22 protein-coding genes are annotated in these 19,680 nt (G+C 34.3%); 7 read left to right on the top strand and 15 right to left on the bottom strand.

Annotated elements, in window-relative coordinates:
- The coding region (locus tag BHF68_RS03545) for an IS30 family transposase (RefSeq protein WP_141706213.1) at positions 1 to 422 on the top strand (422 nt) is incomplete at its 5' end.
- A gap of 564 nt (positions 423 to 986) precedes the next feature.
- Here the strand turns inward: BHF68_RS03545 and panD are convergent.
- From panD to BHF68_RS03505, 8 genes are all read right to left on the bottom strand, one after another.
- Positions 987 to 1,370 (bottom strand): aspartate 1-decarboxylase, encoded by a 384-nt coding sequence (gene panD, locus BHF68_RS03540; RefSeq protein WP_069642234.1) that lies wholly within the window; start codon positions 1,368 to 1,370, stop codon positions 987 to 989.
- Between the two features lies 1 nt (position 1,371).
- Positions 1,372 to 2,229, bottom strand: coding sequence for a pantoate--beta-alanine ligase (gene panC, locus BHF68_RS03535; protein WP_301553588.1), 858 nt, complete (start codon positions 2,227 to 2,229; stop codon positions 1,372 to 1,374).
- Position 2,230: 1 nt separating this feature from the next.
- A complete protein-coding gene (gene panB, locus BHF68_RS03530; protein ID WP_069642233.1) occupies positions 2,231 to 3,067 on the bottom strand; it encodes a 3-methyl-2-oxobutanoate hydroxymethyltransferase in 837 nt (278 codons plus the stop codon).
- A 190-nt stretch (positions 3,068 to 3,257) separates the two neighbouring features.
- Positions 3,258 to 4,238: a biotin--[acetyl-CoA-carboxylase] ligase gene (locus tag BHF68_RS03525; RefSeq protein WP_084019169.1), complete on the bottom strand. Its 981-nt coding sequence runs from the start codon at positions 4,236 to 4,238 to the stop codon at positions 3,258 to 3,260.
- 147 nt (positions 4,239 to 4,385) lie between these two features.
- Complete coding sequence (bshA, locus tag BHF68_RS03520) at positions 4,386 to 5,513, bottom strand: N-acetyl-alpha-D-glucosaminyl L-malate synthase BshA (protein ID WP_069642232.1); 1,128 nt, start codon at positions 5,511 to 5,513, stop codon at positions 4,386 to 4,388.
- Between the two features lie 21 nt (positions 5,514 to 5,534).
- The gene (gene dapB / locus BHF68_RS03515) at positions 5,535 to 6,335 is read right to left on the bottom strand and encodes a 4-hydroxy-tetrahydrodipicolinate reductase (RefSeq protein ID WP_069642231.1); all 801 of its coding nucleotides are present in this window, start codon (positions 6,333 to 6,335) and stop codon (positions 5,535 to 5,537) included.
- Between the two features lie 65 nt (positions 6,336 to 6,400).
- A complete protein-coding gene (locus BHF68_RS03510; protein WP_069642230.1) occupies positions 6,401 to 6,727 on the bottom strand; it encodes a nucleotide pyrophosphohydrolase in 327 nt (108 codons plus the stop codon).
- A 73-nt stretch (positions 6,728 to 6,800) separates the two neighbouring features.
- Complete coding sequence (locus BHF68_RS03505) at positions 6,801 to 7,784, bottom strand: NAD(P)/FAD-dependent oxidoreductase (protein WP_084019168.1); 984 nt, start codon at positions 7,782 to 7,784, stop codon at positions 6,801 to 6,803.
- Positions 7,785 to 7,984: 200 nt separating this feature from the next.
- Between BHF68_RS03505 and BHF68_RS03500 the strand changes: the two genes are divergently transcribed.
- On the top strand, positions 7,985 to 8,809 hold the full coding sequence (locus BHF68_RS03500) for a YitT family protein (protein ID WP_069642229.1): 825 nt from the start codon (positions 7,985 to 7,987) through the stop codon (positions 8,807 to 8,809).
- Between the two features lie 84 nt (positions 8,810 to 8,893).
- On the opposite strand, the gene BHF68_RS03495 is transcribed toward BHF68_RS03500, so the two are convergent.
- Together BHF68_RS03495 and BHF68_RS03490 are read right to left on the bottom strand one after the other, a co-directional pair.
- A complete protein-coding gene (locus tag BHF68_RS03495) occupies positions 8,894 to 9,697 on the bottom strand; it encodes a sporulation protein YpjB (protein ID WP_069642228.1) in 804 nt (267 codons plus the stop codon).
- 105 nt (positions 9,698 to 9,802) lie between these two features.
- Positions 9,803 to 10,369 carry a YpiB family protein gene (locus tag BHF68_RS03490; RefSeq protein ID WP_069642227.1) on the bottom strand — a complete coding sequence of 189 codons (567 nt, stop codon included), beginning with the start codon at positions 10,367 to 10,369 and terminating at the stop codon, positions 9,803 to 9,805.
- Positions 10,370 to 10,668: 299 nt separating this feature from the next.
- Between BHF68_RS03490 and BHF68_RS03485 the strand changes: the two genes are divergently transcribed.
- Positions 10,669 to 12,006 carry a sodium-dependent transporter gene (locus tag BHF68_RS03485; RefSeq protein WP_069642226.1) on the top strand — a complete coding sequence of 446 codons (1,338 nt, stop codon included), beginning with the start codon at positions 10,669 to 10,671 and terminating at the stop codon, positions 12,004 to 12,006.
- Between the two features lie 122 nt (positions 12,007 to 12,128).
- On the opposite strand, the gene BHF68_RS03480 is transcribed toward BHF68_RS03485, so the two are convergent.
- The 5 genes from BHF68_RS03480 to BHF68_RS03465 all read right to left on the bottom strand — a co-directional run bounded on the left by BHF68_RS03480 (position 12,129) and on the right by BHF68_RS03465 (position 15,532).
- The gene (locus BHF68_RS03480) at positions 12,129 to 12,713 is read right to left on the bottom strand and encodes an anti-sigma factor family protein (RefSeq protein WP_069642225.1); all 585 of its coding nucleotides are present in this window, start codon (positions 12,711 to 12,713) and stop codon (positions 12,129 to 12,131) included.
- Between the two features lie 19 nt (positions 12,714 to 12,732).
- On the bottom strand, positions 12,733 to 13,302 hold the full coding sequence (locus BHF68_RS03475) for an RNA polymerase sigma factor (RefSeq protein WP_069642224.1): 570 nt from the start codon (positions 13,300 to 13,302) through the stop codon (positions 12,733 to 12,735).
- A gap of 281 nt (positions 13,303 to 13,583) precedes the next feature.
- Positions 13,584 to 14,027: a hypothetical protein gene (locus BHF68_RS03470; protein WP_069642223.1), complete on the bottom strand. Its 444-nt coding sequence runs from the start codon at positions 14,025 to 14,027 to the stop codon at positions 13,584 to 13,586.
- A 185-nt stretch (positions 14,028 to 14,212) separates the two neighbouring features.
- A complete protein-coding gene (locus tag BHF68_RS15785; protein ID WP_367114258.1) occupies positions 14,213 to 14,323 on the bottom strand; it encodes an RCKP-type rubredoxin-like domain-containing protein in 111 nt (36 codons plus the stop codon).
- Between the two features lie 72 nt (positions 14,324 to 14,395).
- A complete protein-coding gene (locus tag BHF68_RS03465) occupies positions 14,396 to 15,532 on the bottom strand; it encodes a glycerate kinase (RefSeq protein WP_069642222.1) in 1,137 nt (378 codons plus the stop codon).
- A 123-nt stretch (positions 15,533 to 15,655) separates the two neighbouring features.
- On the opposite strand from BHF68_RS03465, the gene BHF68_RS03460 reads away from it, so the two are divergent.
- The 4 genes from BHF68_RS03460 to BHF68_RS03445 all read left to right on the top strand — a co-directional run bounded on the left by BHF68_RS03460 (position 15,656) and on the right by BHF68_RS03445 (position 19,670).
- Complete coding sequence (locus BHF68_RS03460; protein WP_069642221.1) at positions 15,656 to 17,131, top strand: SH3 domain-containing protein; 1,476 nt, start codon at positions 15,656 to 15,658, stop codon at positions 17,129 to 17,131.
- A gap of 179 nt (positions 17,132 to 17,310) precedes the next feature.
- On the top strand, positions 17,311 to 18,687 hold the full coding sequence (locus BHF68_RS03455; RefSeq protein WP_069642220.1) for a UDP-N-acetylmuramoyl-tripeptide--D-alanyl-D-alanine ligase: 1,377 nt from the start codon (positions 17,311 to 17,313) through the stop codon (positions 18,685 to 18,687).
- An 11-nt stretch (positions 18,688 to 18,698) separates the two neighbouring features.
- Complete coding sequence (locus BHF68_RS03450) at positions 18,699 to 19,433, top strand: D-alanyl-D-alanine carboxypeptidase family protein (protein ID WP_069642219.1); 735 nt, start codon at positions 18,699 to 18,701, stop codon at positions 19,431 to 19,433.
- A gap of 15 nt (positions 19,434 to 19,448) precedes the next feature.
- A complete protein-coding gene (locus tag BHF68_RS03445) occupies positions 19,449 to 19,670 on the top strand; it encodes a hypothetical protein (RefSeq protein WP_069642218.1) in 222 nt (73 codons plus the stop codon).
- Positions 19,671 to 19,680: the final 10 nt, after the last annotated feature.

Raw genomic sequence — 19,680 nt, 5'->3', positions numbered from 1 at the left:
TTAGTGACATGTATGAAACCCTTGGTAAATCAACATATAAGAAGCTTTTCCCAGTAATTCTTACTGATAATGGCAGTGAATTCTCCAACCCTAAAGCCATAGAATACTCAGCAGCGGGAACCCATAGAAGTCACCTGTTTTATTGTGATCCTAGTGCTCCTTACCAAAAAGGTTCAATAGAAGTTAATCACTCTTTAATAAGAAGAATATTGCCAAAAGGGAAATCTTTTAATGACTTAACACAGGATGACATTCTATTGATTATGAACCATGTAAACTCTTATAAACGCAAAAAGCTGAACGACAGGAGTCCATACGACGCGTTCAGCTTTTACTATGGAGAAGATATTCTGGGTAGTATGGGATATGTTTCAGTTGCAGCTGAAGACATAAATCTAACACCAAAGCTTCTCAAAAAATAATATATAAAAACGAATATATTTGTCACCAGCAAATGAAAAATATATAGCTGTAAACAAGGGTGGAATTTCCGATTACAAAAAATCGACCGAAAGTTGATCCCTTATTTATCATGTGCAAAAATTCGTTCTTACACACTAATTATAGCAAATTTGAACCTGATAAGATAACTCTACTATGGAATTTTGTTTTCAAAATGGGATATTTAGTTACAAAAGGTGCGTTTTAATTACAAAACCAAACTTTCTATTACAAAACGGTATTTTTGCAATACAAACGGGAAATTCGCGTTTCATTTTAGCAATAAATTAGCAAAAAATGTTGCCTATAGTACCATTCGACAATAAATACCATATTCCTGCTTAATCGACAAAAGATGTCAAATTGCGACAAGGATAAATGTATCGATAGGCTAGTTTCATATAAAAACATTAGCTATTTAAGCTTTTATTGCTTAGGAAATTAGATAGTTAGACAGCTATCGACATTCAGAAAATAAAAATACTCCCTAAAAGTAGTTGTTTTCTACTTAAAAAGAGTATAAGTGGTTTAGATATTTGATTATATTATTTCACTGTTGAAGGTGGCTCTTGCTCAATGAATTCTACAATTTCATTCTGCTCGTTCATGATTGCCACCTTTGGAATATGGGTTTTTGCTTCTTCATTTGTATAGACACCGTAAGAGATAATAATTACTGTGTCCCCTGGTTGTACAAGGCGAGCGGCAGCTCCATTTAAGCAGATTTCTTTTTTGCCCCTTGGTCCTGATATTACATAAGTTTCAAAGCGAGCACCATTATTATTGTTAACTATGCTGACCTTTTCGTTTGGTAGGATATCTGTCTCATCTAATAAGTCCTGATCTATAGTAATACTACCTACATAGTTTAAGTCTGCTTCTGTTACTTTAGCTCGATGTAGCTTTGATTTCATCATTGTTCGTAGCATCTTATGCACTCCCCTTTTCTAATATAATGTTATCTATAAGTCTAGTAGATCCAAAAAACACAGCAACTGCTAACACAGCTTTTGTATTATTTATTGTTTTACTTTGTTCCCAGGTATCTATATCTCTTAACTCAATATAATCTATGCGGGCTAAGGAAGCAGAGCTTATAGCCTTTTGAACAGTACTGGTAATTGTATCAGCATCGCTGACCCCTTTAGCTACTAGCTCCTTAGCAAGCTGTAATGATTTATATATAATGGTAGCCTGTTTTCTTTGGTCATCAGTAAGATAGACGTTTCTTGAACTCATGGCTAATCCATCTTTTTCTCTAATAATCGGACAGGATTTAATAGTAGTATTTATGTTTAAGTCTTTAACTAGCTGTTTTATGACTAATAGCTGTTGAATATCCTTTTGGCCAAAGTAAGCACAATCAGGAGTTACAATGTTAAGGAGCTTCGTTACTACCGTAGACACTCCATTGAAATGCCCTGGGCGTGAGTCACCACATAGTCCATCTGTGAAGTGGTTTACTATTACATTGGTATAGGATGTACCTGGATACATTACATCAACAGTAGGTACGAATAAATAGTCAATACTATCGTTAATTAAGCTGATGTCGCGCCTTAAATCCCTCGGATAGCTAGAAAAATCTTCGTTTTCTCCAAATTGTGTTGGATTTACAAAAATACTTACTATGGTCGCATCATTCTCTTGTTTTGATTGTTCGATTAATGATATATGTCCATCGTGTAAATAGCCCATGGTAGGGACAAAGCCAATTTTTTTATTTTGCATTCGCAGTTTTTGAACAGCTTCTCGTATTTCAGGAATGGTGTATATTATCGGTAACAATTTATTTACCTCCGTAAAGTTTAAGATATACATCATTTTTCATTTCAAAGCTATGCTCCATAGTTGGAAAAGCTTCTGTACGTACCTCTTCTATATACTGCTTAGCACCTTCTTTAATACTCTCGTGAAGCTTTGTATATTGTCTAACGAATTTTGGTGTGAAATTATCGTATAAGCCTAGCATGTCATTCGTTACTAAAACCTGACCATCACAGTGTACGCCTGCACCTATTCCAATCGTAGGAATGCCTATTTGTTCTGTGATTGCTTTTGCTAACTGGTAAGGAATACATTCTAGTACGATTGCGTAGGCTCCAGCTTGCTCTAGGGCTATGGCGTCTTGTAGTAATTTGTTAGCGGCATCAACTGTTTTACCTTGAATCGAATAACCGCCCACTTGGTTTACGGATTGCGGCAGTAAACCTATATGGCCCATAACTGGTATTCCTGCATTAGTTAGGGCTGAAATTGTATCACAGATTTCAACGCCTCCCTCAAGCTTCACGCTTGCTGCACCCGTTTTCTGCATAATTTCAGCAGCGTTCTTCATTGTATCAGCAATAGATATGTGATAGCTCATAAATGGCATATCTACAACAACGAAAGCGCGACTTGCACCCCGTACAACTGCTTTGCCGTGGTGTATCATATCAGATAATGTTACGGGAACGGTTGAGTCATAACCTAAAACAACCATACCTAATGAATCACCTACAAGTAATATGTCCACTCCTGCTTCGTCTAAGATTTTTGCTGTAGGATAGTCATAAGCAGTTAATACGGAGATTTTTTCTTTGCCCTTTTTATTTCTAATTGTAGCAGTGGTAACTTTTTTCATAGTAACAATCCCCTTTACTAAGTAGCTAAAAAACATAAAACCTTCTAGCAATTTGCTAGAAGGCAGACTTATCCTAGGGTTATAAATATATTGCACATGATAAATAAATCAAGTAAGTGCAGTTCCCATGGATACCACCTTATTCAGCTAGTATATATGGAAAGCTTACACTTTGCAAGAAAGAATACGTTTAAAGTATAATTTCACCACTATGTATAGTGTGCTTTTCGCCGTTAATTTCTAATAGTAAGGCCCCGCTTTCGTCAATACCTGTAAGGGTCCCTGTTAGTGATTGATTAGCAGTTGTTACTTGTATCTGTTTATTTATTGAAAAAGCATAGCTTTCCCAGATTGGCTTAAAGGTGTTAAAGCCAGATTCAATAAATGTATGATAGGCTATTTCTAATTCCGCCAATAAAGTAGTTAACAATTCAGATCTGTTAATTTTTGTTTTTAGTTCATTAAACATTGATGTTGGTTGATATTTGGTATCTGTTTTAGTAAAGGCTGCTTCAGGATTATTAACATTAATCCCAATTCCAAGCACTGCATAATTTATTCTATCAATGTCTGATGACATTTCTACTAAGATACCTGCTAGCTTTTTACTATCTACTAGGATATCATTAGGCCATTTTATAACTGCATGTAAGTTGTATTTCTCATTGAGTACCTTCGCAATCACACTTGCTACTACTAAGGTAATTTGCGGTGCTAGATAAACTGGTATCTGCGGCCTAACGATTATAGAAAAATACAATCCTTGGCCTACTGGTGATTGCCATAACCTCCCTAGCCTACCTTTACCCTTTGTTTGTTCTTCAGCAGAAACTACAGTGCCCTCTTTTGCACCTTGCTCTGCCAAAAATTTTGCAGATATATTGGTAGAGTCAATTGAATGATGATAAATATAGCTGCTGCCAAACTGAGCAGTTTTAAGGTTAGGTGTGATTTCTTCATTTGCAATACTGTCGGGGCTAGAAGTTAATATATAGCCTTTTTTAGTATATGAATTGATATTGTAACCAGCCTTCTTCAGCTCTTGAATATGCTTCCATACTGCAGTTCTAGAGATGTTAAGTTGGTTGCTAATTTCTTCGCCAGAAATGTAATCGGTAGCATTTTTAAGCTGCTGCAATATAAGGCTTTTTGTGTTCATAGCATTACTCACATATATTCTCCATTCAACGTTAACACTTTGGGCTTAATGACTATATTATATAGTAATATACTAATCAAAGAGGTGATCCTATGCGCAAGTATGTTGGAATGCTCGTACTAATAAGTAAGATTCTCTATGAATTGAAAAAAAGATGATTTACTTCCTATTAAGTACGTCAAAATACAGTTGCTCATATTCTGTAATTATTTTCTCATGATTAAAAGTATCTACAGCACGTTCTTTCGCTTGTAATGATAACTTGTTATATAAATTGCTATCAGTTAAAATCCGCATACATAAGTCAGCTAGCAGCTGTATGTCGCCTACTGGGGCTAAACAACCTGTCTCTCCATCAATAATCAGCTCTGGAAGACCTCCAGTATCTGTTGCTACAACAGGTAACCCTGTCGCCATTGCTTCTAAGGCAGCAAGACCAAAGCTTTCCTTCTCTGAGGTTAATAGAAATAGGTCACTAATAGCTAATAGCGATTGTATATCATATTTGCAATCGAGAAGAAATACATCGTTACATAGATTATATGTATCAATTAATTCCTTTAACTGCTTACCATTTGCTTCTACGCCGACAATGAGTAGCTTGCAGTTCAAGTTCTTTTTTAGCATAAGATAGACATCTATTAAGTCTAACGGTCTTTTTACTGCTCGTAAATTTGAAACATGGATAATAATTTTTTCATCATTATCTGCAAACTGTTGCCTTAGATGTTGTGTACATTTCGCTGAAGCATATTCGTTAGAATCCACAAAGTTGTAAATAGTAATAATTTCTTTGTCTATGGAAAAAACGTTAGCAGCCTCTAGCGCCAAATTCTGTGAAACAGCAGTTATAGCATCAGATTGCTCTAATCCAAACTCCAATAAACCTCTTATACTTTTGTCATATCCCATAATTGAAGCGTCAGTACCGTGCAAGGTTGTAATAATTTTTATATCTTTATGTTTGCTAAGCATTTGTTTAGCTAAGTATGCGCTAATAACATGGGGTATTGCGTAATGCACATGGATTAAATCAAGATTATATTCATGATATACATCAACGATCTTATTTACCAAAGCAAAGTCATAGGGTGGATATTTGAATAAATCATAATTATTAGTAGTTACTTTATGAAAGTATATATTCTTATCTTCCTTTAGCTTAAATGGTTTATCGTATGTAATAACATGTATATTATGTCCGCGATTCGCTAGATGATTTGCTAACTGAGAAGCCAGAACCCCGGAACCACCGACTGATGGATAACAAAGTATACCAACATTCAAGCTAAATCACATCCGATTCTTTTAGTCAATTAATTTGTCTAAGCCATATATCGCACCAACAAAGCCTTTTACTTTTTTCACTGCTAAGTTTACACCTGGCATAAATGATTCACGATGAATACTGTCGTGCTTAATTGTTAAAACCTGTCCACTAGAACCGAAGATAACTTCTTGATGGGCAATGAATCCTGGTAATCTAACACTATGGATACGAAAACCATCGTATTCGCCCCCTCTAGAACCAGGAACTTTTTCAAACTCATCCTCTAATCCCTGTTTAAAAGAACTGCGAACCTCTTTAATCATTTCTGCTGTCTTCAAGGCAGTTCCTGACGGTGCATCAATCTTCTGGTCGTGGTGTAACTCGATGATTTCAACGTTAGGCATATATTTTGCCGCCTGTTCAGCGAAGCGCATCATCAAGATAGCTCCAATAGCAAAGTTAGGAGCAAAAATACCACCTAGCTCTTGCTGCTTTAATAAACGATTAAATTCAGCAATATCTTCAGCTTGTAAACCTGTTGTCCCTACTACTGGACACACGTTATATTTAATTGCAGTTTTTACATTATTATGTACAGCTTGTGGATTCGTGAAATCAACAAGTACGTCAGGCTGTTTTTGTGTCAATGCTTGCTCAATATCGTTATCGAAATTAATACCGATTGGCTCATGACCTATAACCTGTCCAATATCAATGGCTGACATCTTAAGGTCTATGGCGGCAACAAGCTCTAATTCAGGATCATTAATGACCATCCTCAGTACCTCTTGACCCATTTTCCCATTAGCTCCTGATACAGCAACTTTAATTTTATCCATTTGTAACACTCCTCATTTAATATCCAAATATTATAGACTTATTGTAGCATTATACTTGCTAAATTTCATGTTGTTTTTTTAGTCCAGCGCTCTTTATCCCTGGTATTGTATTTGTGCATTACTTTCTGAAATGCCTCATCTAAGTTTATATTAAGTTGATTTGCCATGCAAATGATAACAAATAACAAATCACCAAGCTCCATTTCTATACTGCCTGTTTCTTCAATAGGCTTTTTCTTTTTCTCACCATAAACATGATTTACTTCACGGGCCAATTCCCCAAGCTCTTCTGTCATTCTTACTATAAGTGACATCGGCGGAAAATACCCTTCCTCGTATTGACTGATATAAGTATCTACTTCTTTTTGTATTTCCTGCATTGTTTTAGCCATGATTAACCTCCCAAGTTATGTAAAAGAAGTGAGTAAAAAACACCCACTTCTTAGCTCATCATATTTAAGCTGGTTAGCTATATTGAGGTTTGACTGATGATTTTTTGTGAATGAATTTCTCCACTGACATGGCAGCAATCGCACCATCTGAAGCGGCAATGACAACTTGTTTGATTGGAGGCTTTCTTATATCCCCACCTGCAAAGATTCCTGGTATGTTGGTTTCCATATATTCATTTGCTTTTATGTATCCATCTTCAGTCGTATCAACAATTGAACTTACAAACTCAGTGTTTGGTTGGTTACCTGATAGGTAGATAAATACTCCGTCTACCTTTATCTCTTCATCCTCTGCAGTTACAATACCTTCTACCGTATCTGTTCCTTTAATTTCTTTAATTTTTGTTTTTTCTTTGATTATAATTTTTGGATTATCCTTTAAGGTATCAATAGATAATGAACCTGCAAGTGTTTTACCAGGTATATAAAATAATATTTTATCTGCAAATTTGCTTAATACCATTGCCTCTTCAACAGCTTCCTCATTATCACCAATGACAGCTACGGTTTTATTCTTATAAAATGATGCATCACACGTAGCACAATAACTTACACCACGGCCGACAAATGTATCTTCACCGATTATTTTATTCTTTCTACCTCCCCTAGCCCCAATTGCTATGAAGATAGTCTTAGTTTGTATAATTCCGTCTGTTGTAAAAATCGATTTCATATCTTCGCCATTCATAATACCTTGTACGTGGGTTTGTACAAATGTGGCTCCAAAGCTCTTAGCGTGTTGCCTCATTTTAGTTACAAGTTCTTCCCCTGTCATTTCCTCCATCATACCAGGGTAGTTAGCAATCTTATGTGTCAAAGCTAACGCACCAGTTCCAGGTGCTTTGTCTAAGACAAGTACCTTTGCTTCTCCACGTGCTGCATACATTGCTGCTGTTGCACCAGCAGGTCCTGCACCTATAATAGTTAAATCATATTGTTGGTTATTCAGATATTTAGCCTTGTCTTCAGTTTCATGAACAAAAATATTAGCGTCCATCTATATTCCTCCTTCATTTCCTATCAATTTATTAATAATAGTTAAATAACTCTTCCGTAGTATATTTAATATCATTTCCCTAATTTAAAAAAATCTTAACCTACATTATCGTTAGTGTCAATTTATATGGTAAGTGGTTTTTTTCTGAATAAATGCGTTAATACTATAATTAAGTCAAAAATGAGAATTGAAGGAACAATATGAAAATAATTTATAAAATATTGATGATAACAATCGGTGCCTTGATTTTTTCATTGGGCTTAAATGCCTTTACTATAGCCAACAGCTTAGCCGAGGGTGGATTTACTGGCATCGCTATATTGCTACATTATCTATACGAATTACCTACAGGGTGGGTCATCTTAATCTTAAATATACCCTTATTCTTTATTGCAAGAATGTTTTTAGGCAAAGAATTTTTGTTATATACAATCTTCGGTACTGTTTTAGTATCAGTATTTATTGAGCTGACTGCTAATGTTAGGCTTCCTACCGATGATTTATTACTTGCAGCTTTATATGCTGGTGTTACAACAGGCCTTGGACTTGGTATTATATTTCGTAATGGTGCCACCACTGCAGGCGCTGATATAATAGCTCGGATTATGCAGAAATACTTTGGTGTTAGCTTAGGACAGACTATATTTGCAATAGACATTTTAGTGATTGCAACATCTGCTTTATTTCTTGGCAATAGAATTGCTATGTATTCATTAGTGGGCCTGTTTATTACTAGTCGAGTAATCGATTTTGTACAGGAAGGTGCTTATAGTGCCAAGGCTGTAATTATTATTTCTAATCAATCAAAAGAGATTACAGAAAAGATTATTAATAACTTAGGTCGTGGCACTACCCTTTTACAGGGAAGGGGAGGATATACTGGTAACGACAAAGACGTACTATTATGTGTTATTAACCGATCTGAAGTAGTTCAAATAAAAAATCTCGTGCAATCGATAGATGAAAACGCCTTTGTAATTGTTAGTGATGTTAGAGAGGTTCTTGGAGAAGGCTTCGCTAAATAAACAACTTGAACATGTACAAAAAAATAGCCAGCAGAAAGCTAGCTATTTTGCTATTCTCATTCCTCATATTTATTATTGTTTAACTTAGCTTGCTAGTTTCCACCTTCTCCAGAATATTGTCATGATTGCTATAGCTGTGACAGCGGAAATTCCCATTAAATAAGATTGTGGTGTCATTGTTGTATATACTAACTGCCCATGGGCTTGTTGTGCATGGTCATTTAATTTCTCTAGTGTTGTTGCTAAATATTCTATAGCTTCTTTAGCGCTTTGGATTTGCCTAGAGTCAACTTTTTTCAAATAATTGATAATAGAGCTTATTTGATTGTGATACTCTTGCGGATACATAATTTGCATAGCAATACTGACAATTAAGAAATTTTCTTCAAGCTCATTAACCATATTGTTTATTTCACTATCACTGTTTTTATCAAGCTCATTTAACAAATTAACGGCACTTTTATGGAACAAATCCATTTGCTTTGCAAATTCTGTATAACTTTGCTTACTTAAAACTTCGGACGCAATATGTAATTTATAGCTTTCCTCTATTAGTAGCAACCTATTTATATTACCCCTAGAAAGCTCACTTTTAACAACTAATAACTGTTGTGTATAAGCATTATGTGCTTCTAGAGATATATCCACTTGACTAACCATACTTAAATAGTAATTAATCATCTGTAACAAAACTTCTTTCGCTTGAGCATATTTCTCATGGTTAATGAAATAGATTACTTGGGATGAGTAATCATTTATGTTTTGTCCATTATTTGTAATTCTTGAAGAGTTATCACTCGCCAAGGTTATCGTTACAAAGTTAATATTTATCAGAAAAATACACAAAGTAATCACCAATAATTTTTTCATACCCATATAAATGTACATAGTACTCTCCCCTCCTCTACTCTATGTGTATGAAGTATTATTTAAAATACTACTTGTTTAACAAAAAAATATAAAAATAAAAAAGCTAAAACTTTTTATCGAGTTTTAGCTTTTTAAAGGAGTAAAATCGGCTAAATTATTATGGCTAAGTAGTATCTGCAGCTCCTCAGTTAACTTGGTAAACATAGCTTTATCGTGTTTATCAATAGCATCATCTATTTTCTTATATAAGTCATATACTTTGTAACGTAAAATAGCTTGATCAATAACAATATCGGCCTGGATGGTTATGGAGCTGTTAATTTTAGGTTTTGAATTTCTTTCCATTATCGAAGCATATTCAGGAGAGTTTTGCCTATCTTTAAAGTACAAAACGATGTATATATCATCTTCTATGTTCTCATAAATCTCCATAAAAGTTTCTTCTACGTTATATAGGATCTTTTTCTTATTGTAAAATACAAAGGGTTTCATTTTCACACAGGTTGTTGAAATAATTAGTGTACGTAAGGACAAATTAGCTTCTTCTACAAAGTGTATCCGCTTTAATAATTCGGAATCAGAGCATAGATATGTTAGCAGCCAAGTAGCTTCACTACTTTGCAAGACATAATTCTTTACAAACCACCGTAAAAACTGTTTTTTATCTTCAGTACTTACACTATTAGCTATAACGTTCCCCTCCTTTGTTATTTCTTAGCGTATATAAGTAATATATTCAAACAGTAGAAGATATTCCCCTAGTAAATTATAAAATAGCATAGTAAATTTTAAATTTCATATAATTGTCTCATAAGATTGAATAGTTTGAAAATTTGATAAAAAGCACCGAATTTGTAAGATATATTGATTTATTGTAATCCTTTAGTGTTCTAAAGGCATAAAATGCTCTAATTTCATATTTTATTTTATAGGAAATTTATCATAAAATGTACTAGAATTAATTTACTATATTTTAAGGAGGTTTTTTAATGGCACGTGAGCAGTGGACGTCGAATTTAGGCTTTATCCTAGCTGCCGCTGGTTCTGCTGTAGGTCTTGGAAACATTTGGCGTTTCTCCTATGTTGTAGGTACCGAAGGTGGAGCTGCATTTGTACTTATTTATTTAGTAACTATCTTTTTAATTGGTTATCCTCTGTTAACGACTGAAATTGCACTTGGTCGTAAAACACAGAAAAACCCAGTGGGTGCTTTCAAAGCACTTGCACCTAACTCACCTTGGTGGTTAGTTGGAGCAATGGGAGTTTTAGCAGGATTTGTAATCCTATCATTCTACTCTATCGTTGCAGGTTGGTCTTTGGCTTATGTATTTAAAGCACTAGGTGGTTTTAATGCTGGTGATGACTTTACTGGTATGTTTGTAGGTCATATTACAAGTGTATGGCCACCAATCATTTGGCACGCAGTATTTATGGCATTAACTATTGGGATTATTGCTTCTGGAGTTGTTAACGGAATCCAACGCGCAACTAAAATCCTAATGCCAGTTTTATTCCTTTTATTAATTGTATTAGTAGTAAGAGGTTTAACATTAGAAGGAGCTGGAGCTGGTGTAGCATTCTTCTTAACGCCTAATTTAGGTGATGTAACTGGTGAAACCTTCCTAAGAGCAGTTGGTCAATCATTCTTTACTTTAAGTTTAGGTATGGGTGCTCTTATTACTTATGGTAGTTACTTAAAGCGTGAAGATAATATCTCTGATAGCGCTGGTTGGGTAGTAGGATTAGACACAGGGGTTGCAATCATTGCAGGTTTCGCAATCTTCCCTGCTGTATTTGCATTAGGCTTTGACCCTGCAAGTGGTGCTGGTCTTGCATTTATGACTTTACCTGCAGTATTTGCTGCAATGCCAGCTGGTACAATCTTTGGCTTTATGTTCTTCCTATTATTAAGTGTTGCAGCATTAACTTCAGCAATTTCTCTATTAGAGGTTGTAGTAGCTTGGGTTGTTGACGAAAAAGGTTGGACTCGTAAGCAGGCTGCTTTAACAATTGGTGGAATTATCTTCTTAACTGGTTTACCACCAACTCTAGGTATGAGTTTATGGAGTAATGTTACATTCTTAGGAATGGATATCTTAGATACTTACGATTTCTTTGCAAGTGATATTTTACTTCCACTAGGTGGTTTATTAACAGCAATCTTTGCTGCCCATGTATGGAAGACTAAGAACGCAGTTGAAGAAATTAACTCTCCAAAGGGAACTATCGTATTTGGAAACTGGTATACTATACTTGTAGGATACATTATTCCAATCTCTGTAGCAGTAGTTATGGTTTGGGGTCTATACACTAAGTTGTTTAGCTAAGGATCAAATATACATCAAAAAAGTGATCATTCAATTATGAATGATCACTTTTTTGTATGTGATTGTATTGGTAATATTATGATATATGTACTGTGATTATTACTGTATATGTAGTAGATTTATTATTTTAATATATCTTGCAGTTGCTTTTCTAATTTTCTTCTCATTACAATCGATGCTGCTCCAATTCCAAGGAAGATACCACCTAATGAGTAAGGTGCTACTGTCTTTAGAGAAGTGTTCGTTGCAATAGTAGTATCATCATTACTTGCTATTCTAACTACGTCTCCTTTTTTCTCCTGAGACTCATCAGTATTCATTTGTTGTTCGATAGCTAACATTGTGCTTGGTTGTTCGGGTGTTATCGATTGATTATAGCCTGCATACCCTATAAACATAATTGCAAACACAGCAGCTATACTAGCTAAGCGATTCCAAACGTTAATATTTCTCTTAAATACTCTTTTTTGACCTTCAAATACTTCTATTCGTCTCATTACGTCATTTTTTATAGAAGCACAGTTAGGTTCACTGTATACTAGCGCTTTAGTATCCTTAATGTGTGTAAGTGTTTGTTTCCAATCCAGATATTTAGCTTTACATTCTTCACACACGCTAATATGCTCTTTAACTAATTGTTCATCACTAACATTTAGCTGGCAGTCAATGAAATCTAAGAGCATTGACTGCACTTGTTGACAATTCATATCAATCTTCCTTTCAAGGTTATTCTGAACCCGAAATTATATACTTCTCGAGTTTGCTTTTTATTGCTGACCTACCACGAAATATTAACGATTTTACTGCACTGACTGAACAATCCATAATTTCGCCTATCTGCTTATAATCGAGCTGTTCATATTCACGCAGAATTATAGCCATCCTCTGAGTCTCTGGCAAGGTGTTAATCGCTTCTCTAACAAGATGAATACGCTCGTTTTTAAGTAATTTATACTCAGGTAATTCGTCTGCTTCCGTTTTAGGAATAATGTTTATATCCTCTAAATATTGACCTTTATTTTTGGATTTTCTTAATTCACTTAAAACGGTATTTCTAGCAATCGTATATAACCAAGTAGTAAATGTTGCTTCTTTATCGCGAAAACTATTAAGATTTTTGTATGCTTTAATAAATGTCTCTTGACATAAATCTTCAGCTAATACTTCCATTGAAGAATTATTTTTCAACATGTAATGTATAAAGACTAGTATCTTCTGTTCATGTCTTTGGATTAATTCTCCATAATATTCTTGATTGCCTTCATTGATTAACTGAATTATCTGGGAGTCATTCATAGGGGATCCTCCTGAAGTTCCGCCAAAATTTACCCCAGTCAATAATATTAGACTTTTTCCAGGGTAAAAAGTTGCGTTATATCCTAAATTTATGAGTAAATAATACGATTTGCGACCTAAAAAAACACGTGTTATCACGTGTATATTATTGTAAATATATAGAGACTATCAAATGAATTGTGATTCTAGTATAACATATTTAGTATATTCAAAGTATACAATATCATGTTAGACTATACTAGTTACTATTATTGGTTGTTTAGTAGATGAATGGTAATCGATTAGTTACTATATTTGAACATCTTAGCTCTTAAATTTTTCTTCTGTTTGCCTAAATCGAAACTACACAATTGACCGATAATAAAACAAATTATTATAAATAAATAATATAGTACTTGTGGCAATATCACAGCATATGCTCCAGTTAATAATACAAGACCATGTGTAATCTTGTCTAGTAAGCCTATGATTTGTCCTAAAAACATAACTACTATAAAAGCTATGTTTATTACTATTTTTTCTTTTGTTTTATTATATATCATTGAAGAATAGATTCCACCCATAAATATTATAATCAATGAGAAGAAGCTATAAAAAATTGCTAACAAATCGTAATTGATTTGCAGTCGTATAATGTCTGTAATGAAATTCTCTAATAGAAATGTTATTAAATAGACTAGACTATATGAAATTGCTAATATAAAGCTCATAATAAGAAGTATCATCTCACTTCCCCCTTACCCTATCTTTATGACAAAGCTGTATAAAAATGCAAAAAAATATCCTGCTAAGCGCAGGATTATTATGGATAGGAGTGGAGAGAAATCACACTTCTATCTGTATTATAAAACAGTAACCTAATCTAGTCAACTGTTTTGTAACAATTTCATATTTTTATATGTATAGTTTATTACTCATCTTTTTTGAAATCGTCTTTTGCTGCTCCGCACTCAGGACACTTACCTGGTCTGCATCTGCTGTCTTTCGTAAAACCACATTTACTACACTTCCAAATTGCCATAGTTATACCTCCAATAAATATATAATTAGAACTAATCTAATTATATATTCTGTATACAATCTGTCAATTAGGTTATTTCTTGTTTATAGTTAAAATATTAAATATATTGTAAATTAAAGACTCAAGATTTGTTTTAGCATCTGATATCGCTTCTTCTACAATACAAGGCCTATTCATAATTGAAAAAGCAGCATCTAGTTCAATTTCCTTGATAGCTTCAGAATCAGCTTCGAGAATACCACATATTCCAATGACAGGAACATGATGTTTCCTTGCTAATTTTGCTACACCACTCGGTGTTTTACCATATGCTGTTTGAGTATCTATCTTACCTTCTCCAGTTATTACAATATCAGCTGATTTTAATTTTTCCTCTAATGCTGTGGTTTTTAATACAATTTCAATACCAGACTTTAGCTGACCATTAAAAAATGCACTAAAACACGCACCTAACCCACCAGCTGCTCCTGCTCCTGGTACATTTTCTATATCTATACCGATGGTGTTGTGAATTACTTTCGCATAATTTTTCAAGCCTTTATCTAGCTCTTCTACCATTGCTGGAGTTGCACCTTTTTGGGGAGAAAATACATAAGCAGCTCCAGTTTTCCCTGTCAACGGGTTATTTACATCACATGCAATTGTAAATGTAGATTCTTCTATTCTTTTATCAAAGTTATCAAGATCTATCTTTACAGCCTCTAAAAGACCCTCTCCACCTGGAGCGACTTGCTTATTATTCTTATTCAATACTTCTGCACCAAGAGCTTGAATTAGTCCTATGCCACAATCGTTAGTAGCGCTTCCGCCTATTCCAATAATAAAATTTCTACATCCTTGATCTAATGCATGCTTAATCATTTCGCCAGTACCATAGGTTGATGTAATCATCGGGTTTTGCTCTGCTTTACTAATCTTATGTAGCCCTGAAGCCTCTGCAATCTCCATAACAGCAGTTTTTTTGTCTTCTAGAATGCCATATTTAGCTTCTATTTTTCTAAATAAAGGATCATTTACTTCTGCATATTGAAATTGTCCATTCCCACCTTGAATTAAACTATCTACTGTGCCCTCTCCCCCATCTGCCAAAGGAACCTTTACGATGGTAAGCATAGGAAAGTGTTTTATTGCAACTTCCTCTACAATATTACAAAACTCAAAAGCTGATAAACTACCTTTAAACGAATCTGGAGCTACTACAATCTTCACACGGCATCCCTCTTTCTATTTTTTCTAAGTATTGATATATAAGGCCTCAAAGTTAGTTTACATAACTTACCACGTAAATGACACTTAAAATTATGATAAAATTCACACTAAGGAGGGTTGATAATGAGTTTAAAACAAAAATTTATTACTATCATCTTGTCAACTGCTTTAATATTTTCTTCAGTTTCTCTGGTACCTATGCTTGCAACAGAGGCTGAAGCTGTTAGTATTACCAGACAGCAAGCGATAGAAAGGTATCATAACTTCCAAGATAGTTATAATAGGCAGGAAGTACCGATTATAAGAGCATTTGAGCAACAATACGATGGAAGTTTAGCTCATCAAGTTGTTGCACGAGCAATCTGGTATATGGAACATGGTTATATGATTTATAATTTTGCTGGTGGATATCCCACTAACGGTTTAATCGACTGTTCTAACTTTACCCAGCTTGTGTATCGTGATTTTGGTATTAATATTACCTCACGCTCAAGGGATTATGACAAGGTTGGAACTAGAGTACCAGGTGTATCCTCTACTAGAGTTGGTACAAGCTCTTCAGGACAAGCTTTATACGGTATTAAAGGTATAGAAAACTTACGTCCTGGTGATATACTAACGTATTGGGCTGGTACAGAAACCAACAAGTATATTTCCCACGTAGCTATATATATGGGAGTTATTAATGGAAAACCAGCAATTATAAACACAGTAAGTAACAGACCAACAGCTATAGGAATAGTGAATAATTTCTCATATTGGTATGGGGAGAAATTCTTAGAAGCACGTCGAATTCTTCCAAATGACGCATGGAACCCAGCGGCAGCCCATAGATATACCGATAGCGGTCCTGTAATTCCTACTAATTATTATTTACCACCTCAAAGACCAATTGTTATGCCGAGTAATCAGGTGTTAAATAATAATGAAGGCAGCTCGAACAATGGAAATACTCCTTCTATTACAGGACAAGTACAAGTCACAGGAAATACTGTTAACTTACGTTCAGGACCTGGAACTAATTTTTCTATTGTTGCTGTTGCCAGAAATGGTGAAGTATTAAATGTAACAGGAAAATCAGGAAGCTGGTTTAATATCAGAATGTCTAATGGTAGCACTGGATTTATAGCAGATTGGCTAGTAAGAGATTACTCATCTAGCTCTAATAACACTAACACTAGTAACGATTCTAGCTCCTCTCAAGTTCTAGTTAGTACGGTAACTGGTCACGTTGTTAATGTACGAGCTACTGCTTCAACTAGTGGCAATATCTTAGGTGTCGTACGAAATGGTAATGAAGTTGTCGTTAAAAGACAGCTAAATGGTTGGTACGAGATTGATTTTAATGGACAATCAGGCTATGTTGCTAGCTTCCTTCTATCCAACCCAGTGACGAAAACAGTTACAACTTCTACATCTACTGCAACCGTTTCTGGAAATATCGTAAATGTTAGAAGCGGAGCAGGAACTAATCATAGTATTATAGCTGTAGTCCGTAGGGGTGACACTGTTGAAGTCCTAGGTCAAAGTAATGGATGGACGCAAGTGAAAATTGGAAATAACACAGGTTTTATTTCTAGTAATTTACTATCTTTTTAAATATTTAAATCTAAATCTATAAAGCTTACTATTATTTTATAATAATTTATATGTAAGGTCTAATCCTACTAAGATAATTTCCTTAGGATTAGCCCTTTTTTTTATTTTTTTTACTTCTGTTGAACCTTCTAGTAGGCTTCCTGAATATTATAAGGGAGAAATATTTAAGGGGGATAATCATGAATATTGGAGAATTTATTCAAGTAACAAAGGGTTTTACTAAAGCCCCTCACAATCGACATATTCAATCTATCGTATATAATGATTCACGTTTTGTAAGACCTAATGATTTTTTTTGGGTTCGTGACCAAAAAGGTTTCAATAACCGTGTTGCTACAGCGATAAAAAAAGGTGCAATAGGCATTATTGCTGCAAACAATCTTCGAGGGAAAATTAAAGAACAAAAAAATATAAGTTATATTTATGTTGATAGATCAATGGTTTTTAAATATGCGCAATATAATAGAAACCTTATTAAAGTACCTGTAGTTGGCGTTACAGGTAGTGCTGGTAAAACGACAGTAAAAAATATGATAACACAGATTCTCCGTTCACAAGGTAAGGTTATGAGTACCTATGCTACTATGAATGCTGTTTATTCAGCTCCCTACAATACTATGAAATTAAATTCTAGCCATAAGTATGGTGTATTTGAAATGGGAATGAAAGGATTAGGGCAAATACGAATCATGGGTTCATATTATCAGCCTACAATCGGCATTATTACTAATATAGGTGATGCTCACATAGGTAAGTTAGGTAATTCAGTAAATAATATTATTAAAGCTAAACAAGAGATTATAGGAACTATTAGAAAGAACGGTTATTTAATACTCAATGCTGATAACCAATATACTAGTAAGCTTAATCTATCAGGTTTTAAAGGCAAAAAAATATTATATTTCGGAATAAAAAATAATGCTGATATTAAAGCATCTAAAATCCGTTATAAAGCCCGTTCTACATCGTTTAAGGTGACCTATCTTGGTAAAACATATGATTTCACTGTAGCCGCTATAGGTGAGCATAATGTCTATAACGCTTTAGCTGCTATTGCTGCTGCCTTTATATTGAATGTGCCATATCCTAATATCAAATCTAAGCTTGCAACGTTTAGAAACGCAGGAATGAGAACTCAAATACTAAAGGGCATCAACAATTCTACAATCATTAGTGACGCTTTTAATGCTAATCCTACAGCTGCAATCGAAGGGATTCGGTCGCTAAAGTTAATTTCTAACAAAAACCCTGCATTTGCAGTTATTGGTAACATGGGTGAGCTTGGCTCTCACACTGTCGATGGTCATAAAAAGGTTGGTAGAAAAGCTGCGGATTTAGGAGTCAATGTTATTGGTGTCGGTACTTTTGGGCAGCATGTTGTAGCTGGTGCAAAACAGTCCAAGAATAATATAATAGCTCAGCATCTCCCAGATAAAAAATCTGCATACAACTATTTGAAAAAGGTATTAAAACCTAACGTGCACGCCTACTTTAAAGCGTCTAGAACATTTAAAATGGAAACTTTAATTAGACAATTAAAATATAAGAAAGCGTAGTGAATAATTGTATGAATATATTAAAGCACAATCATAGAAGGTTAAAATACTATGGGATATATTCATTATCACATAATAAATGGATTCGTAAAAAAAACATAAATAAGGCTATATATCCTGCAAGCATTACTAAGTTATTTACTGCTTTAATAGTACTCAATCAGTGTAAGTTATCAGACAAAATAAAGGTAAGTAAGACGATAGAGGCACCACAATTACGAGCTGATCTCAAATTAAATATGAACTATACGATTGAAACTTTATTGCAAGCTATGCTTATTAGAAGTGCAAATGATGCCGCAAACCTTTTGCAAGAATATATTGAAAATAAGACAGAACAAAGGTGGACGGTAATAACAAAAAAACACTGTAATGATTATGGACTTAATCAAAGTAGCTTTGTTAATCCAAGTGGACTGCATAAAGACAATCATTATTCAACAGTAAATGACTTAGTTACTTTAGGTAAATTAGTGTATCAAAAAAAGACATTAATGAATATATTAAAAATGCCTAGATGTAAGCTATTAACATCTCTTAGATATAATCCAGTTATCTTTAATAACACTAACCCCTTTATTAATAAATATGGAGTGATAGCTGGAAAAACCGGCTTCACTCCAAAGGCTGGAAAGTGCTTCCTATTTTATTTCAAAAAACAGGACGCTTTATATTTAGCTGTTATGGCTAATACTGACAAAGATAAATTCAGGCAAAACGTTGTAAAAATTATTAAATCCGTTTAATCAGGAGGTGTAGGTATGTTCAAAGGTGTACCTATATCATTAAGAAGAATGTGGTATTCTATTATGCGTAAAAGAAGCTTTCAGTGTTTTTTAGAAGAATTAGCATATATCGCTAAATTCCTTGTACTTATAGGTACTTTCTGTCTATTTGCATATGCTATCTTTTATCCAAGCACATGGATAATTCTAATACTGTTTATCTTTTTTTTAGCGGCACTTGCATTAGTTGAGCTTTGACCTGCAATTT

Origin of the sequence: Desulfuribacillus alkaliarsenatis (assembly GCF_001730225.1) — a bacterium.
GTDB lineage: Bacteria > Bacillota > Bacilli > Desulfuribacillales > Desulfuribacillaceae > Desulfuribacillus > Desulfuribacillus alkaliarsenatis.
The sequence above is the reverse complement of the archived record's forward strand: the minus strand, read 5'-3'. Positions and strand labels throughout refer to the sequence as shown.

Bases quoted from the DNA above. Each gene is read 5' to 3' on its own strand.
- BHF68_RS03475 (WP_069642224.1), bottom strand. From the start codon at position 13,302: ATGAATGACTCCCAGATAATTCAGTTAATCAATGAAGGCAATCAAGAA.
- BHF68_RS03455 (WP_069642220.1), top strand. From the start codon at position 17,311: ATGAATATTGGAGAATTTATTCAAGTAACAAAGGGTTTTACTAAAGCC.
- BHF68_RS03445 (WP_069642218.1), top strand. From the start codon at position 19,449: ATGTTCAAAGGTGTACCTATATCATTAAGAAGAATGTGGTATTCTATT.
- BHF68_RS03495 (WP_069642228.1), bottom strand. From the start codon at position 9,697: ATGTACATTTATATGGGTATGAAAAAATTATTGGTGATTACTTTGTGT.
- BHF68_RS03470 (WP_069642223.1), bottom strand. From the start codon at position 14,027: ATGATACTTCTTATTATGAGCTTTATATTAGCAATTTCATATAGTCTA.
- BHF68_RS15785 (WP_367114258.1), bottom strand. From the start codon at position 14,323: ATGGCAATTTGGAAGTGTAGTAAATGTGGTTTTACGAAAGACAGCAGA.
- panD (WP_069642234.1), bottom strand. From the start codon at position 1,370: ATGCTACGAACAATGATGAAATCAAAGCTACATCGAGCTAAAGTAACA.
- BHF68_RS03505 (WP_084019168.1), bottom strand. From the start codon at position 7,784: ATGGACGCTAATATTTTTGTTCATGAAACTGAAGACAAGGCTAAATAT.
- BHF68_RS03450 (WP_069642219.1), top strand. From the start codon at position 18,699: ATGAATATATTAAAGCACAATCATAGAAGGTTAAAATACTATGGGATA.
- BHF68_RS03460 (WP_069642221.1), top strand. From the start codon at position 15,656: ATGAGTTTAAAACAAAAATTTATTACTATCATCTTGTCAACTGCTTTA.
- BHF68_RS03480 (WP_069642225.1), bottom strand. From the start codon at position 12,713: ATGAATTGTCAACAAGTGCAGTCAATGCTCTTAGATTTCATTGACTGC.
- panB (WP_069642233.1), bottom strand. From the start codon at position 3,067: ATGAAAAAAGTTACCACTGCTACAATTAGAAATAAAAAGGGCAAAGAA.
- BHF68_RS03510 (WP_069642230.1), bottom strand. From the start codon at position 6,727: ATGGCTAAAACAATGCAGGAAATACAAAAAGAAGTAGATACTTATATC.
- dapB (WP_069642231.1), bottom strand. From the start codon at position 6,335: ATGGATAAAATTAAAGTTGCTGTATCAGGAGCTAATGGGAAAATGGGT.
- BHF68_RS03500 (WP_069642229.1), top strand. From the start codon at position 7,985: ATGAAAATAATTTATAAAATATTGATGATAACAATCGGTGCCTTGATT.
- BHF68_RS03485 (WP_069642226.1), top strand. From the start codon at position 10,669: ATGGCACGTGAGCAGTGGACGTCGAATTTAGGCTTTATCCTAGCTGCC.